At 72.6% G+C, this 15,119-nt stretch carries 15 protein-coding genes; 3 read left to right on the top strand and 12 right to left on the bottom strand.

Going from position 1 to position 15,119, the window contains the following annotated elements:
* Window positions 1-242 precede the first annotated feature (242 nt).
* From AC0OLQ_RS18515 to AC0OLQ_RS18505, 3 genes are all read right to left on the bottom strand, one after another.
* Window positions 243-968, bottom strand: coding sequence for an alpha/beta fold hydrolase (locus AC0OLQ_RS18515; protein ID WP_484527239.1), 726 nt, complete (start codon window positions 966-968; stop codon window positions 243-245).
* A gap of 405 nt (window positions 969-1,373) precedes the next feature.
* On the bottom strand, window positions 1,374-2,747 hold the full coding sequence (locus AC0OLQ_RS18510; protein WP_484527238.1) for an MFS transporter: 1,374 nt from the start codon (window positions 2,745-2,747) through the stop codon (window positions 1,374-1,376).
* Window positions 2,744-3,091 (bottom strand): nuclear transport factor 2 family protein, encoded by a 348-nt coding sequence (locus AC0OLQ_RS18505; RefSeq protein ID WP_357344675.1) that lies wholly within the window; start codon window positions 3,089-3,091, stop codon window positions 2,744-2,746. The genes AC0OLQ_RS18510 and AC0OLQ_RS18505 overlap by 4 nt, the downstream gene beginning before the upstream one ends.
* Before the next feature lie 77 nt (window positions 3,092-3,168).
* On the opposite strand from AC0OLQ_RS18505, the gene AC0OLQ_RS18500 reads away from it, so the two are divergent.
* Window positions 3,169-5,784 carry a helix-turn-helix transcriptional regulator gene (locus AC0OLQ_RS18500; RefSeq protein WP_484527237.1) on the top strand — a complete coding sequence of 872 codons (2,616 nt, stop codon included), beginning with the start codon at window positions 3,169-3,171 and terminating at the stop codon, window positions 5,782-5,784.
* Between the two features lie 90 nt (window positions 5,785-5,874).
* Here AC0OLQ_RS18500 and AC0OLQ_RS18495 read toward each other — a convergent pair whose 3' ends face one another.
* Together AC0OLQ_RS18495 and AC0OLQ_RS18490 are read right to left on the bottom strand one after the other, a co-directional pair.
* Window positions 5,875-6,309, bottom strand: a complete 435-nt coding sequence (locus tag AC0OLQ_RS18495; protein ID WP_484527236.1) for a ChaB family protein — start codon at window positions 6,307-6,309, stop codon at window positions 5,875-5,877.
* 24 nt (window positions 6,310-6,333) lie between these two features.
* Window positions 6,334-6,777 (bottom strand): phage holin family protein, encoded by a 444-nt coding sequence (locus AC0OLQ_RS18490; RefSeq protein ID WP_357344669.1) that lies wholly within the window; start codon window positions 6,775-6,777, stop codon window positions 6,334-6,336.
* 212 nt (window positions 6,778-6,989) lie between these two features.
* Between AC0OLQ_RS18490 and AC0OLQ_RS18485 the strand changes: the two genes are divergently transcribed.
* A complete protein-coding gene (locus AC0OLQ_RS18485; RefSeq protein WP_484527235.1) occupies window positions 6,990-8,003 on the top strand; it encodes a LysR family transcriptional regulator in 1,014 nt (337 codons plus the stop codon).
* Here the strand turns inward: AC0OLQ_RS18485 and AC0OLQ_RS18480 are convergent.
* From AC0OLQ_RS18480 to AC0OLQ_RS18450, 7 genes are all read right to left on the bottom strand, one after another.
* Window positions 7,886-8,683 carry a serine hydrolase gene (locus AC0OLQ_RS18480; protein WP_484527234.1) on the bottom strand — a complete coding sequence of 266 codons (798 nt, stop codon included), beginning with the start codon at window positions 8,681-8,683 and terminating at the stop codon, window positions 7,886-7,888. The two genes, AC0OLQ_RS18485 and AC0OLQ_RS18480, sit on opposite strands and share 118 nt — an antisense overlap.
* On the bottom strand, window positions 8,680-10,302 hold the full coding sequence (locus AC0OLQ_RS18475; RefSeq protein WP_484527233.1) for an N-acyl-D-amino-acid deacylase family protein: 1,623 nt from the start codon (window positions 10,300-10,302) through the stop codon (window positions 8,680-8,682). The genes AC0OLQ_RS18480 and AC0OLQ_RS18475 overlap by 4 nt, the downstream gene beginning before the upstream one ends.
* Window positions 10,302-11,066, bottom strand: coding sequence for an amino acid ABC transporter ATP-binding protein (locus tag AC0OLQ_RS18470; protein ID WP_484527232.1), 765 nt, complete (start codon window positions 11,064-11,066; stop codon window positions 10,302-10,304). The genes AC0OLQ_RS18475 and AC0OLQ_RS18470 overlap by 1 nt, the downstream gene beginning before the upstream one ends.
* Complete coding sequence (locus tag AC0OLQ_RS18465; protein WP_357344659.1) at window positions 11,063-12,022, bottom strand: amino acid ABC transporter permease; 960 nt, start codon at window positions 12,020-12,022, stop codon at window positions 11,063-11,065. The genes AC0OLQ_RS18470 and AC0OLQ_RS18465 overlap by 4 nt, the downstream gene beginning before the upstream one ends.
* Window positions 12,019-12,906: an ABC transporter substrate-binding protein gene (locus AC0OLQ_RS18460; protein ID WP_484527231.1), complete on the bottom strand. Its 888-nt coding sequence runs from the start codon at window positions 12,904-12,906 to the stop codon at window positions 12,019-12,021. Before AC0OLQ_RS18460 ends, AC0OLQ_RS18465 begins: the two co-directional genes overlap by 4 nt.
* Window positions 12,907-13,066: 160 nt before the next feature.
* A complete protein-coding gene (locus AC0OLQ_RS18455; RefSeq protein WP_484527230.1) occupies window positions 13,067-13,480 on the bottom strand; it encodes a DUF2267 domain-containing protein in 414 nt (137 codons plus the stop codon).
* Window positions 13,481-13,633: 153 nt separating this feature from the next.
* Window positions 13,634-14,368, bottom strand: coding sequence for a YoaK family protein (locus tag AC0OLQ_RS18450; RefSeq protein ID WP_484527229.1), 735 nt, complete (start codon window positions 14,366-14,368; stop codon window positions 13,634-13,636).
* A 70-nt stretch (window positions 14,369-14,438) separates the two neighbouring features.
* On the opposite strand from AC0OLQ_RS18450, the gene AC0OLQ_RS18445 reads away from it, so the two are divergent.
* On the top strand, window positions 14,439-15,119 hold the full coding sequence (locus AC0OLQ_RS18445; protein ID WP_484527228.1) for a GntR family transcriptional regulator: 681 nt from the start codon (window positions 14,439-14,441) through the stop codon (window positions 15,117-15,119).

Raw genomic sequence — 15,119 nt, 5'->3', positions numbered from 1 at the left:
GAAAACACCGCGAGCAACCCCGCGAGCAGCGAGCACACCAGCGTGCGACGGACCCCGGCTCCCACGCGACTCGTCTTCATGGATAGGCATCGTTGAAGGAAACCTTCTGCGTGTCAATGCCTGACGGCACGATTCTTCGCAGCTGCACCCGATGTTCACCACCGGGCCCGTCGCCCGACCTCGGCTTCACACAGCGCGAGCACGCCGGCCCGGATGGGCCGGATCGGGTCCGACCTCCGGCGTCACCTGGCTACGGAGGCCAGGGCTTGCATGACGACGTCGACGACCACCTGCGGCTGAGTCACCATGACCACGTGCGAGGCCTCAACCTCCGTGATCGTGGCGCCGGCCCGCTTGGCCATCTTGAGGACGACGTCGCTGCCTGCCGCCTTGTCGCCGATCGCCACGACCGCCCAGGCGGGCAGGGCCTTCCACGCCGGCGGCCCGGAGGGTGTCGAGAACGCCAGTGACGAGACGGGCCGCTGCGTCGCGGCCATCACCGCGGCGTCGGCGTCCGAGACGTCGCTGGCGAATGCGTCGTGGAACTTGGCCGGGTCGATGCGGAACTCGGTCTCGGTGCCCTGGGCGGTCGGGTACTGCAGTGGCTGGATCGCGGACGTCAGCACGCTGTCCTTCGACCCGCCCTCGATGTCCATCAGGGTCTCGCCCTCGTCGGGAGCGAACGCGGCAACGTAGACGAGACCGACGACGTTGTCGGCCATCGGCACGGCGTTGGTGATGACCGCCCCGCCATAGGAGTGACCGACCACCAACACCCGGCCCGGCAGTTGACGCAGAGCGCTGGCCACGTAGGCGGCGTCCTCGGTGATCCCGCGCAGCGGATTGGGGATCGCCGTCGTGGTCACCCCCGCCGCCTGAAGACGGCCGATCACCGCGTTCCAGCTGGAGCTGTCGGCGAAGGCGCCGTGTACGAAGGCCACCGTGACATCAGAGGCGGTGTCGCTCATCGCTCTCCCCAGTGTTGTTTCTGCCGGCAGCGGCCCGGCAGCCCTTGATCGGCGTCCGGCGCTCGTAACGGCCCGTCGACTCGCCCGAACCGGGCGAGCAGGACCAATGCGCCATAGCGCGCGCCCTGCCACCAGGCTAACGCCCCCGAAGGACCAGGAGCGGCGGTTACCGACACCCGGTCGCGTCCGCAGTTCGACCTGGATACGCAGATCACCGGACTGCCCGCGACGCCGCCGCTAGCCTCTGCCCCAGCGGCGCGCGCCGCCGTCAAACCCGGATGCTGTCGTCGTACTTCGTCGACGACAGCGAACCCCCTGGTCACCATGTATCGACCGCCGGCGCTCGAACGATCGGCGCATGGCGCGCCGGCCGCCGTCCTCGGGACGACGGCCAGCGCGTCGGCGTCATTTTCTCGGCAGCAGTTGGATGATCGCGGCCAGCGCCAGTTCCAGCGCGATGAGCGCGACCAGTCCGGCCCGGAACCCGCCGGTCAGATCCGCGGCCTGGTAGAAGACGATCCCGATCACGGCCACCCCGACCGCGTTGCCGGTCTGGTTCACCGCCGCGAGCACCCCGGCGGCGGCGCCGGTGTGCTGTGGGCTGACCCGGGCGAGCACCGTGGTGGTGAGCGGCGCGAGCGCGATGCCCATGCCGATGCCGTCCACGGCCAGCCCCGGCACGAGCCAGCCGATGCCGTGTCCGGCCGCCTCCCACATGCCGTACAGGCCCACCGCCATCACCAGCGCGCCGACGCTCACCACCTGCCGGCCGAGCCGGGCGGCGATCCGGTGGGCGTACGTCGAGGTGGCCAGGTAGCCGGCGCCGATGGCGATGAAGACGACACCCGACTCCGGTGCCGACAGGCCCCGCTCGACCTGCAGGTAGAGCGCCAGGATGAGGAAGAACGACGCCTGCCCCATCCAGAACACCTGGGTCGCCACCAGCCCCACCGAGAACGCCCGCTCGCGGAACAGCGTCAGGTCCACCAGGGGCTGCCCGCTGCGCCGCTGGGTCGCCGCGAAGAGCGCGAACAGCAGCACCGACGCGGCGAGGCTCAGCCACGTCCATGTCGGCCAGCCCTGCTCGCGCCCCTCCACCAGCGGCAGCACCAGCGCCACCAGCGCCGCGCTGACCAGGACCACGCCGGCCAGGTCGAGCCGGGTCGCCGGCTGGCGGGACTCCGGCACCCGCCGGAGCAGGGCCAGCGCGGCAACCCCGATCGGCAGGTTGATCAGGAAACACAGCCGCCAGTCGAGGCCGAACAGATCCGCCCGGATCAGCAGGCCGCCGATCAACTGGCCGAAGACGGCGCCCAGGCCCAGCGTCAGGCCGTACCGGGCGAACGCCTTCGGTTGCTCGGCCGGCGCGACGCTGGTGCGCACGATGGCCAGCACCTGCGGCATGAGCAGCGCCGCCGCCAGCCCCTGCAGCACCCGGGCGCCGATCAGGACGCCCGCGGTGGGCGCCAGCCCGCAGAGCACCGAGGCCGCGGTGAACAGCGCCACGCCGAGACCGAAAATCCGGCGGCGGCCGTACCGGTCGCCCAGCCGACCGCCGGTGATCAGGCCGGCGGCCACCGCGAGTACGTAGCCGGCGACGACCCACTCCAGCGCGGCCGGACCGGCGTGCAGGTCGCGCTGCATCGCCGGCAGGGCCACGTTGACGATGAACGCGTCGATCGCGGTCATGAACGTCGAGGTCAGCAGCACCGGCAGGAAGGCTTTCGAACTGGCAGCCGGGGCGGTGACCGGCGCCGGCCGCGCGGTCAGGACGGTCATGCCGGCACCCGGTCCAGGAAGCCGTGCACGGTGGCGATACGGCCGTCGGTGATGACCGCGACGTCGAATCCGACGACGATCGGCTCACCGCCGCGCGGGCCGAGGTGCCAGGTGAACCGGGCCAGGTCGTGGTGCGCGTCGACCGGGCCGCCGAGGGTGAACTCCAGCCCGGCGAACTGCTGCTGCACGGCGGCGATCAGCCCGTCGATCTGATCGCGTCCGGCGACGGCGGCCAGCGGGTCGGTGTACGTCCCGTCGGTGGTCCAGACCTCGTCGATGAGGGCCCGGCGGGCGGCGGGGTCGGTGGTGTTCCAGGCGGCGAGGTACTTCTCGATCAGTTCCATGACCACGACGCTAGGGATGATCAAGCCCGCGGGAATCGGTAGCGCTTAGGTACTCCGTACCTGTGTAGGGTGCGGGAATGTTGCACGGCCGCGCCGCAGAGCAGGACCGGATCGCGGCCCTGGTGGCGCGGGCCCGGACCGGGGAGAGCGCCGCGCTGGTGCTGCGGGGTGGGCCGGGCATCGGCAAGACCGCGCTGCTGGACTGGGCCGCCGAGCTGACGTCGCCGCCGGGCCAGCCGCTGCGCGTGCTGCGGGCCAGCGCCGCCGAGTTCGAGGCCGAGTTGCCGTTCGCCGGACTGAGCCAGCTCGTGCGGCCCGCGCTCGACCGCCTCGACCGGCTGCCGACACCGCAGCGGGCGGTGCTCGCCGCCGTATTCGGACTCGGCGGGGGCGCCCCGGCCGACCGGCTGCTGGTGGGGCTCGCGGTGCTGTCGCTCCTGGCCGACCTGGCCGAGGACGGTCCGCTGCTCTGCCTGGTCGACGACGCGCACTGGCTGGACAGCGTCTCGGCCGAGGCGCTGCTCTTCGCCGCGCGCCGGCTGCACGCCGAGGGCGTCGTGATGATCTTCGCGGCCCGGGACGGGATGTTTCCCGCCCCGGGCCTGCCCGAACTCACCGTCGGCGCGCTCGCGCCGGCCGACGCCGTCCGGCTTCTCGACCCGCAGCTCGCACCCGAGGTACGGATGCGGGTGCTCGGCGAGGCGCAGGGCAACCCGCTCGCGTTGATCGAGCTGCCCCGCGTCGTGCGGGCCGACGACGCCGGCGGCCCGCTGCCGCTCACCGACCGGTTGCAGGCGGCGTTCCACGGCCAGGTCGACCGGCTGCCCGCGGGCGCCCGGACGCTGCTGCTCGTCGCCGCCGTTGAGGACACCGGCGACCTGGACGTGCTGCTGCGCGCCGCCGCACCCCTCGGGGGCGGCCCGGCGGACCTGCGGCCGGCGGAGGAGGCCCGGCTCGTCGTGGTCACCGGTCGGCGGGTGCGGTTCCGTCACCCGCTGGTCCGCGCCGCGGTGCACGCCGCCGCCACATATCCGGAGCGGCTCGCCGTGCACCGGGCGCTCGCCGAGGTGCTCACCGCGCCCGACGCCGCCGACCGGCGGGCCTGGCACCTCGCCGCGGCCACCACCGGACCGGACGAGCAGGTGGCCGCCACCCTGGAACGCACCGCCGAGCAGGCCCGCGGGCGTAGCGGCTACGGCGCGGCGCTGGCCGCGTTCGAGCGGGCCGCCGAACTGAGCGGGGACGAGGCCGCCCGGGCGCGACGGCTGCTGCTGGCCGCGGAGAGCGGCCTGCACTCCGGGCACCTCGCCGACGCGGTCCGGCTCGCCGAGCGGGCGGCCGGCCTGGTGAACGAGCCGGCCTTCCACGCCCGCGTCGCCTGGATCGAGGGCCACGCCTGGTTCTGGCAGGGCGGCCACCAGACCGCGTACGACCTCATGACCCAGGGCGCGACGCTCAACCCGGCGCAGCGGGACGCCCTACTGGTGGCGGCGTTCCACCCGGCCTGGTACCTCGGCGAGCCGTACCTGGGCGCCTGCCTCGACCAGCTCGCGACCCTCGACCATCCGGTGGCCCGTTACCAGGTCGCCGCGGTCCGGGGCCGACCGCTGCCGCTGGCCGCGATCACCGCCGAGGTCAGCGCCGAACCCCGCGACCGGGTGCAGCTCTGCGGGCTCGGCTTCGTCGCCGCGCAGGACGCCGAGACGTACGAGCTGGCCGCCGGCCTGGTCGCCCGCTGTCGGGCGGAGGGCATCCTCGGGCTGCTGCCCACGCTGCTGTTCTTCCTCGCCGAGGCGGAGTTCTTCCACGGCCGGCACCGGGACGCCGCGGTCAGCCTCGACGAGGCGGTCCGGGTCGCCCGCGACGGTGGCCAGCCGCTCTGGGTCAGCCAGCTGCTGGCCGTGCAGGCGGTGCTGGCCGCGGTGGCCGGCGACGAGCCGCGCTGCCTGGAGCTGGTGGCCTCGGCGCTGGACGGCGCAGCGGCGGGCACCGAGGCGGCCGGTCGGGCGTGGACGCTGTGGGCGCTCGGACTGCTCGACCTCGGCCAGGGCCGGGCCGAGTCCGCCGTCGCCCGGCTCGCCGCCCTGCGGGAGAACCCGTACGCCCACCAGGTGTGCGCGTACCGGAGCGTGCCCGACCTGGTCGAGGCGGCCGTCCGGGCCGGGGTGCCCGAGCAGGCCGAGGAGGCGTACGCCCGCTTCTCGGCCTGGGCGGAGCGGGTGGACCAGCCGTGGGCGACGGGCCTGGCGTACCGATGCCGGGCGCTGCTCTCCGGCGCCGAGCAGGATTACCTGCTCGCCCTCAAGGCCGGCGGTCGCCCGTTCGAGCAGGCCCGCACCGAACTGCTGTACGGCGAGTGGTTGCGCCGCGCCCGGCGCAAGGCCGACGCCCGCGGCCGGCTGCACCGCGCCCTGCACACGTTCGACCAGTTGGGCGCGGCGCCGTGGGCGGCGCGGGCGCGCGGCGAGCTGGAGGCCACCGGCCTGCGTGCCCCGCAACCCGCCGCGTCGGCCGCCGCCGAACTCACCCCGCAGGAGCTGCAGATCGCCCGGCTCGCCGGCAAGGGGCTGTCCAACCGGGACATCGCCGCGCAGCTCTTCCTCAGCCCGAAGACCGTCGCGTACCACCTGTACAAGGCGTACCCGAAGCTCGGCGTCACCAGCCGGACCGAGCTGACCGCCCTGTCGTTGTAGGCGGCCTCGGCGGAACGGGTGGCAGCAGGCGACCCGTGGCCATTGTCCGGCCGGTGCGCGGGTGACGCGGGCTGATCGCGGGCCGTCAGTTCACCTCCGCCGGGCGCGGGCGGTGGCCCGGGCGTTCGCCTTCTCGATGGCCTGCACCAGCTCGTCCCTGTCCAGGTTCTGCGGCTCGTCGATGCCCACCCGGCGGGCCACGTCCTCGAGGTGCCCCTTGCTGGCGTTGGCGTCGACACCCTGGGCGGTCGGGCGGGTCCGCTCGCGGGAGGCTGGGGTGCCCAGCGCCGCCTGCGGATCCGACGGCCCCTTGTGCTCCTTGGGTTCCCAGTGGTCGCCGACCTTCTCGTGGGTGTGCTTCAACGACGCGAACGCCGTGCGGTGCGCCCGCTCCCCGTCGCCGTAGGTGTCCTCGGCCGACTCCAGCGTCTTCTTGTACGTGCGGACCGCCTTGTCGTCCGAGCGCGCGACGGTCGACGGCACGTCTCCGCGCATCTGCTCGGCCTGCTCGTGCTTGTCCGCCATGACATTCCCTCCTTCCGGTCCGTGCTACCGGCCCAGCTCGTCACGAGCGGCGTCGGTGCCGGCCGGGACCACCCGGGAGGCGGTCGCCGACACCACGTCCGAAACCTGGTCGGCGAGCCGGGCCGAACTGCCGCCTGCCGCGCGCAGCTGTTCCAGCCCCTTCGCACCGAGGACCACCGCTGTGGCCAAATAGCCGGCGGTGAGGCCTGCGGCGGCCAGCCGGCGGGGCAGGAACACCTCCAGCAGGCGCAGGACGGTGGTGGAGGCCGCGCCGGCGCCGAGGACGAGGCAACCGCCCGCGGCAGCCAGCAGCACGATCCCCAGCCCGGCCGGGAGAGCCGCCTCGGTCAGTTGCCCGCGGACGGTGCGGATCTCCTCGCGGACGACGTCCGCCACGTCCTGCGCCAGACGGTCGGTCGGGCTGCCGCTACGGCCATATCGGCCCGAATGTCCGATCGCGTCACTCATGCGCGCCTCCCCCTGAGCTGGTTCACGGGCCCTGCGGGTACCCCGGTGGCCGAGCAACACACCGGAGAGGCCGCCTTTCCTCGCTCGTGCGGCAGACGACTCTGCTCGCGGGCGGGCAGGTGGCCGGCCGGTACGGATGGCATGCGAGAGTGTGGGCCGGGTGGCGGTCGACGGCGGACCGCACCGCCTCGGAGCAGGGAGGCAACCGGCCGATGTTCAACACCGCACGCCTGCAGATCGTTCTGGAGATCGCCCGCCACGGCACCATCGTCGCCGCCGCGGAGCGGCTTCAGTTGAGCCCGTCCGCGGTCTCCCACCAGCTCGCCACGTTGGAGCAGGAGGCCGGGGTGGCGCTGGTGGACCGGGGGCCGCGCAGTCTGCGCCTCACGGCCGCCGGCCAGCGCCTGGCGGACTACGCGCAGCAGATCGTCGATCTGATGTCGGCGGCCCGCGATGAGCTGTCCGCACACGGCGAGGGCCGACGGGGACTACTGCGGATCGGGTTCTTCGCCACCGCCGGCACGGAGCTGCTGCCGCGCGCGCTGTCGAGCTTCACCCGGGACCACCCGCAGGTCGAGCTGGCGCTGATCCTGGGGCAGCCACACGAACTGCTGCCCCGCCTCCACCAGGGTGAGCTGGACCTGGTGGTGGTCTTCGACCATCCGCTGAGTCCGGCGCAGGAGTCGCCGTACGCGAAGGTCGAGCCGCTGATGGTGGACCCGCAGCTGGTGGTGCTTCCCGCCGACCACCCGCTCGCCCGCCGGCGGCGGCTTCGGCTCGGAGACCTCGCCGCCGAGCCGTGGATCACCACCCTCGGCGTGCAGGGCGAGGTCTCGGTGCTGGAGCTGGCGGCGCGGGCGGAGGGCTTCCCGCCGCGGATCCGCTGCCGCAGTGACCACTACGAGGTGGTGCTGGGTCTGGTCCGGGCCGGTGTCGGGGTGGCGCTGGTCCCGTCGCTCGGCTTGCGCAACCCCGGTGGCGTGGCGGTGCGGCGACTCGCCCACGCGAAGCTGTATCGGGACATCGGCGTGGCGCTGCGCCCCGGCAACCCCAATCCGGTGGTGGGCAGGTTCGTCGAGCGGCTGAGCGACGCGGCGGCGACGCTGAGTCAGGAGCTGTCGGAACGGTGGGGTCCGGCGAGCCGGTCGACCGCCGCACCCCAGCGCCGCAGCTCCGCCACGGCGGCCCGCTCGGCCCCGGGCGCGAACGCGGCGATCACGGCGTAGACGACGGTGTGCCGGCCGGACACGATCCCGGTGTCGGCGCGTACCCCGGTGTCGGTGCCGGTCTTGTTCTCCACCCGGACGCCGTCGCTCGACCACGGGTCGTGGCCGATCGAGTCGGCGACCATCGTGCGGTCGGTGTTCCCGGCGAGCCAGCCGCGCAGCAGCTGGCACGCCTGCGGGCTCTGCCAGGTTCCCTTCGCCACATCGGCGAGGAAGGCGCAGAGTTCGCGCGCGGTGCCGGTGGCGAAGCTCTCCGGTATGCCGGGGCCGCGCTCGGCGCGGATCCGGTCGTGCACGGCGGTGTGCTGCAGCCCGGCGCGGCGGGCCAGTTCCCGGACGGCATCCAGGGTCACCAGCCGCAGCAGGGCGTTGGTGGCGGCGTTGTCGCTGACCGCGGCGACCGCCGTGGCCAGGTCGGCGACCGTCCACCACCGGGGCGACAGCTGGTCGATCAGGCCGGTGCCGCCGACCTCCCGGTCTGCTTCGAGCAGCTCGACCGGCTGGGCCGCGGCGAGCGTCCCGTCGGCGAGTCGCCGGGCCGCCTCGCCGAGGAGCAGCACCTTGCCGACGCTGGCCAGCGGCAGGACCAGGTCGGGGTCGGTCGTCAGGGTGCGGCCGTCGTCCAGCCGCCGCACCATCGCCCCGACCCGCACCGCCTGGCCGCCGTGAGCCGCGCTCATGGCCGCCTCGGCACAGCCGGCACCCGATCCGCCAGCGCCAGCACCCGGCCGGGCCGAGCGTCGGTAGCCGCACCGCCGTCCACGACCACCCGGCCGCCGACGATCACGCACCGCACGCCCTGTGGGGGCGCCAGCGGATCGTCGTAGGTGGCACCGTCGGCGATCCGCTGTGGGTCGAGGACCACCACGTCCGCGGCGTACCCGTCAGCGAGCAGCCCGCGGTCTCGTAGGCCGAAGCGCCCGGCGGGCATCACCGTCATCTTGTGCACCGCCTGCGCCAACTCCAGCAGCCCCACCTCGCGAACGTAGTGGCCGAGCACCCGGGCGAAGCTGCCCGCCCACCGCGGGTGGGGTCGGCCCCCCTTCGGTACGCCGTCCGAGCACAGCATGGTCAGCGGGCTGGCCAGCACCCGGCGTACGTCGTCCTCGTGCATGGAGTGGCTGAGGATGGTGACGTCGCCGTGTTCGGCGGCGAGCAGGTCGCAGGCGTAGTCGACGGGGTCGACGCCGCGCGCGGCGGCCAGGTCGGCGATGGTGTGCCCCTGGGCGTCGGGGTTGTTCGGGGCGGACGCGACGCGGATCAGGTCCCAGCCGCCGTTGCCGACGGTGTTCTCCCAGCCGGGCAGGCCGGCGACCAGGTCGTGGCGGATCCGGTCGCGGACCGTCGGCTCGGCGGCGGCGGTGAGCATCGCCGGTACCCCGTCGGCGATCAGCCACGGTGGGAGCATCGCGTGCAGGGCGGTGCTGCCGGCGGTGTACGGGTAGACGTCGCAGGTGACGTCCAACCCGTCGGCGCGCGCCCGTTCGAGCCGGGCGAGGGTGCGGACGGTGGCGCCCCAGGCGCGCCGCCCGGCCGTCTTGTGGTGGGAGACCTGCAGCGCCGACCCGGCCGCGGCGGCGATCTCGATCGCCTCCTCGAGTGCGGATTCGACCTGGGACATCTCGTCGCGCAGGTGTGTCACGTACGGCTTGCCGTGTGCGGCCGCCACCCGGGCCAGCGCGATGACCTCGTCGGTGCCGGCGTTGACGCCCGGGGAGTAGATCAGGCCGGTCGACAGGCCGGCCGCGCCCGCGGCGAGCGCCTCGTCGAGCAGGCCGCACATCCGCCCGATTTCCGCATGAGTGGCCCGGCGCTGGGCGAAGCCGATCACCGCGGCGCGCAGCGTCCCGTGGCCGACGAGGGCGGCGAGGTGATTGCGCCGGGCCACGCCCTGGGCGTCGGCGAACTCGGCGAACGACGCGTACGCCGACGCGGGTGGGCCGAACGTCGCGGCGATCAACTCCCGCACCGGCCCGGTGCGCTCGGGCGGGACCGGGAAGGGGCTGATGCCGCAGTTGCCACAGATCTCCGTGGTGACGCCTTGGAGCAGTGGCGCGAGGCGCAGCAATTCCCGCTGTTCGTCGTCGCCGGCGAGCAGGTCGGAGTGGGTGTGCACGTCGACGAAGCCCGGCGTGACGACCAGCCCGGTCGCGTCGATGACCTCGGTCGCGGGAGCGCGGCTGCCCGGTGGCAGCAGGACGAGCCGCCCGTCGCGGATGCCCACGTCGGCGGGGCGGGCCGGCGAGCCGGTTCCGTCGATCACGTCCCCGCCGGTGATCAGCAGGTGCAGCCGCGCCATCAGAGCACCTTGGACAGGAAGGCACGGGTACGGTCGTGCCGCGGCGCGGCGAGCACCTCCCGGGGTGGTCCCTGCTCGACGATCAGGCCCTCGTCCATGAAGACGAAGTGGTCACCGACCTCCCGGGCGAAGCCCATCTCATGGGTCACCACGATCATGGTCATCCCGCTCGCCGCGAGGTCCTTCATCACCTCCAGCACCTCCCCGACCAGTTCGGGGTCGAGCGCCGAGGTCGGCTCGTCGAAGAGCATCAGCTTCGGCGACATGGCCAGCGAGCGGGCGATGGCTACCCGCTGTTGCTGGCCGCCGGAGAGCTGGGCCGGGTAGTGGTGGGCGCGGTCGGACAGCCCGACCCGGTCGAGCAGGTCACCGGCCCGCTGCCGTGCGGCGGCCGTCGGGACGCCCTTCACCGCGACCAGCCCCTCCATCACGTTCTCCAGGGCGGTGCGGTGCGGAAAGAGGTGGAAGCGCTGGAAGACCATGCCGATCGACTCGCGCTGGCGGCGCAGTCGCCCGTCCGGCAGTGGCCGCAGCCGGCCGCCGCGCTCGGAGTATCCGATCAGCTCGCCGTCGACGTAGACCCGGCCCGCCTGCGGCTCCTCGAGGTGGTTGAGGCAGCGCAGCAGGGTGGACTTGCCGGAGCCGGACGGGCCGACCACGCAGACCACCCGGCCGCGTTCGATGGTCAGGTCGATGCCGCGCAGCACCTCCAAGCGGCCGAAGCTCTTGCGCAGGGCGCGGCACTGCACCATCGGCGGGGTCATCGCGCGCTCCCGGTGAAGCGCAGGTTGCGGGCGATCCGTCCGCGCAGGGGTACCGGCGCGGTGGCGCCGAAGCCGCGGCTGAACCGGCGTTCCAGGTAGTACTGGCCGATGCTGGCGACGGTGGTCAGGACCAGGTACCACAGGGACGCGACGATCAGCAGGGCGATGACCTCGAAGTTGGTCAGGTAGAGCCGTTGGGCGACGGTGAGCAGGTCGGCGCCGGCGATCACCGAGACGAGCGAGGTGGTCTTGAGCATCGAGATGAACTGGTTGCCGGTCGGTGGGACGATGATCCGCATCGCCTGGGGCAGCACCACCCGCCTCATGATCTTCATGCGGGACATGCCCAACGCCGCCGCGGCCTCCTGCTGGCCGGGGTCGACCGAGCGCAGGCCGGCCCGGACGATCTCGCTCATGTAGGCGCCCTCGTTGATGCTGAGCCCGAGCAGTGCCGCGACGAATCCGGTGACCAGCGTGTTCGTCTCCCAGGTCACCAGCTTCGGACCGCCGAACGGCACGCCCAGCCCGATCTCGGGGAAGATCAGCGCGATGTTGAACCAGAAGATCAGCTGCACCAGCAGCGGCGTGCCGCGGAAGAACCAGACGTAGCCCATGGCGCCGGCGCGCAGGATCCGGCTGTCGGAGATCTGCATCAGCGCCACGATGACGCCGAGCACCACGCCGATCGCCATGGACGCGACCGTGAGCTGGACAGTGACCCAGAGCCCTTCGAGGATGACCCGGTCGAACTGGTACTTGACGACGATGTCCCAGTGCAGGTTCGGGTTGACCGCGATGGTCCAGGCCAGCCAGGCCAGGATCAGGGCGGCTGCGCCGGCAGCCACCCAGCGCCCCGGTCGCAGCGGGTGGCTGATCCGGTTCGCCTCCGGCGTCTCCGGGCCGGCGGGCCCGGCCGAAGCCGGGCCCGTGACGGTCGCATCCACCGGTGTGCTCACTTCTGGTCGTTGACTGTCGCGGTCTTCACACCGCTGCCCTGCACGCCCCACTTCTCGAGGAGCTTGGCGTACTCCCCCGCCTCGATCAGCTCCTGCAGCGCCCGCTGGACGGCGTCCCGCAGCTGGCTGTCCTTCTTGTCGATCGCGATGCCCCACGGGCCGGCCTCGTACTGGGCCTCCAGCACCTCGTACTTGCCGCTCTGCTGGGCCAGCAGCTTGGCCACCGGGTAGTCCACGATGGTGGCCACCGCGCGCCCGGCATCGATCTGCAGCAGACCGGTCGGGGCGTCCTCGCTCTGCGAGATGGTCATCTTCTTGGCACACGAGGCGTTCTGCTTCTCGCCGATGGCGAGGTTGGAGCTGCCCTTGGCGAGCACCACGGCGCGGCCGCACAGGTCCGCCAGGTCCTTCACCCCGGCCGGGTTGCCCTTCGCCACCATGATCGCGCCACCGGCCTGGAAGTAGTCGACGAAGTCGACGGCCTTACGGCGTTCCTCGGTGTCGCTCATCGAGGACATCGCCAGATCCCAACGGTCGGCCTGCAGACCAGGGATCAGGCCGGGGAAGCTTGCGTTGGTCATCTCCAGCTTCAGCCCGAGCCGCCCGGCGATCGCCGCCGCCAGCTCGGGGTCCACGCCGATCAGGTCCTGGGTCCCCTCCTTGTACATCTCCATCGGCGGGTAGCCCTCGGCGGTGGCGACCCGCAGGACGCCCTTCTCCTTGAGGGCAGCCGGGACCAGGTCGGCTGCCTTGGCGTCGGCCGCGACCGAGGCGGAGCCACCGGCCTGCGGCGTCTGACCGCTGGTCGAGCGTCCACAGCCGGCTACGGCGAGCGAGAGTGCGGCGAGACCGACGACAACGCGAAGCGCACGCTTCCTGACCACCGGAAACCTCCTGCCAGAGACGATGGCGGGGACCCTATCCGGGATCGGTCAGCGTGAACAGCCCGAATGCTTTGCAGGGTGAGCATCGAGGTCTTCGATGCTCACCCTGCACGCCATGGCGTCGCGACAAGGGCGCGCGCTACTGAGGCGACCGTGCGTGCTACGAGCCGGGGCGCCGCCCGCCGCCGGCACCCACCGGTTCGATCGCCTGCCGGAACTCCTTCGGAAGCTGGGCCACCGCGTTCTCGAACTCGTCGCGGGTGACAGCCTCACGCAGCGTGGTGAGCACCGGGCCGACCCCGGCCTCGGCGAGCGCACGGTCGACGTTCGGGCGGTCCGCCACCCGCTGCACGAAATCTGCGAACCCCAGCGACGCCTTGACCTGGTCCTGTCGGAGCGGTTTGCGCAGGCAGTCGTCAAGCCCGTCGGGCAGCTGGTAGGCAAGTTGCTCAGCCTGGCCGGCGCTGATCCGATCTGCCAACGCCTGCAACGTCGCGCGGCTGACTGTCGCCGCCTGATCGGTGGACACCTTTGCCCGGGTGGCCACCGCATTGATGAAGTCCTGGTATTCCACCTGATTCCTCCCCGTCGAATCACCACTTACCAGCCGCTTCGGTACGCCTTCCCCACACCCTCCCGCGGCGGTGGGTGACCCTGCCTCATCCCGATCGGGCGACCCCGGGAGGCGTGGCCGCGGAACGGTCGGGTACGCCGGGGCAGGTGCGTACTACGGGCCGGGGCGCTGCCCGCCACCGGCGCCAACCGACGCGGCGATGACGAGCACGAGTGGCGCGATCAACAGCACCGGCGACCATGCGGGCAGGTACCTGGCCATCAGGGCACCGACAACGGCACCGGTGATCAGTGCCAACAGGACCTGGGCCTTGGGCCGCAGGCTCTGCCACGAGCTTCGGGCAGCGACCCCCGCGATCAGACTCGTGAGCGTGCCGGTCAGGTACGTGGAGGAGAGGCCCGGTACGCCGAACCGCTGAATGGCACTGCTCTGGATGCCGAGCGCCGCTGCCGACAGCATCAGGAGCCCAAGATCGACCTGCTCCGAACGACTGGGCAGGTTGACCACCCACACGACGAGAAAGACGACGAACACCAGGAGTTCCAGGACGAGCGTGTGGGTGACCCGGCGTGGCCAGACGGGGTCGTCCGGCTGCGCCGAGCCGGCGAGGCGGGCGCCCGCGAGGACACCGGTGATGAAGCTGACGATGGCGCAGCCGGAGGTCAGGGCAAGGTCGGCGTCGCCGCTGCCCGCCGAGAGCCCGAGCAGGACCATGTTGCCGGTCATGACGCTCGAGAAGGCCCCGCCGAGGGCCAGGAAGCCGATGGCGTCGGCGCCGCCGGTCAGGAAGGTGAGCACGACGACGAGGGCCTGCCGCCGCCGGGCGAGGTTCCGGTTCCCCTTCACCGCGGCGCGAAAGCGCATGACGGGTGGCGATGTTTTCAGCACGGTCGGCTATCCTCCCCAAATTGTTCTTCGTATACGCTCTGCCTGGACGATTCACGGAGAGGCGGTCAGGTTGGCTGATGACCTGCGAGGCAAGCTCGGCGCTCAACACCTGCCGCTACGCGACCAGGTCCTCGCCGCACTGCGGGCCGCCATCATCAACGGCGACTACCTTCCCGGCGAGCGGCTGACCGAGGATCGGCTTGCCGAGGACTTCGCCGTCTCTCGCAACCCCGTCCGGGAGGCACTGCGCGTCGCGGAGGCGGAGGGATTCGTGGTGATCCTGCCCCGCCGCGGGGCGGTGGTTGCCTCCCCGAGCAGCGCGACCATCGCGGACATGTTCGCCGTCCGCCAGCGCCTGGAGTCGCTGGCCGCCCGGCTGGCGGCCGAGCGGGCGACGGCGGCGGACGTGGCCGCCCTGCGGCGCCTGCTGGACCAGGGCCGCGAGGCGACACAACTGCAGGACCTGGCCCGGGTCGCCGAGCTGAACAGCGCCCTGCACCTGCGGATCCTCGAGATCAGCGGCAACCCCTGGCTGTTGTCGATCGCCAAGGCGCTCTACCTCCATGTGCAGTGGGTCTTCCGGCTGGGCGCCGCGGAACGGGCACCACACTCGTGGGCCGAGCACATCCAACTGGTCGACGCCATCGAGTCGGGTGACGGTGACCGGGCCGAGCGGGCCGCACTGGCCCATCTCGACGCCGCTTCCGCCGCGGCCTACGAGAACGCCGAGGCCGGATACGGAACCCGCTGA

The sequence above is a fragment of the Micromonospora sp. Utrum1 genome (genome assembly GCF_057197805.1).
The sequence above is the reverse complement of the archived record's forward strand: the minus strand, read 5'-3'. Positions and strand labels throughout refer to the sequence as shown.

Bases quoted from the DNA above. Each gene is read 5' to 3' on its own strand.
- AC0OLQ_RS18470 (WP_484527232.1), bottom strand. From the start codon at position 11,066: ATGACCCCGCCGATGGTGCAGTGCCGCGCCCTGCGCAAGAGCTTCGGC.
- AC0OLQ_RS18485 (WP_484527235.1), top strand. From the start codon at position 6,990: ATGTTCAACACCGCACGCCTGCAGATCGTTCTGGAGATCGCCCGCCAC.
- AC0OLQ_RS18495 (WP_484527236.1), bottom strand. From the start codon at position 6,309: ATGGCGGACAAGCACGAGCAGGCCGAGCAGATGCGCGGAGACGTGCCG.
- AC0OLQ_RS18480 (WP_484527234.1), bottom strand. From the start codon at position 8,683: ATGAGCGCGGCTCACGGCGGCCAGGCGGTGCGGGTCGGGGCGATGGTG.
- AC0OLQ_RS18515 (WP_484527239.1), bottom strand. From the start codon at position 968: ATGAGCGACACCGCCTCTGATGTCACGGTGGCCTTCGTACACGGCGCC.
- AC0OLQ_RS18490 (WP_357344669.1), bottom strand. From the start codon at position 6,777: ATGAGTGACGCGATCGGACATTCGGGCCGATATGGCCGTAGCGGCAGC.
- AC0OLQ_RS18475 (WP_484527233.1), bottom strand. From the start codon at position 10,302: ATGGCGCGGCTGCACCTGCTGATCACCGGCGGGGACGTGATCGACGGA.
- AC0OLQ_RS18510 (WP_484527238.1), bottom strand. From the start codon at position 2,747: ATGACCGTCCTGACCGCGCGGCCGGCGCCGGTCACCGCCCCGGCTGCC.
- AC0OLQ_RS18505 (WP_357344675.1), bottom strand. From the start codon at position 3,091: ATGGAACTGATCGAGAAGTACCTCGCCGCCTGGAACACCACCGACCCC.
- AC0OLQ_RS18500 (WP_484527237.1), top strand. From the start codon at position 3,169: ATGTTGCACGGCCGCGCCGCAGAGCAGGACCGGATCGCGGCCCTGGTG.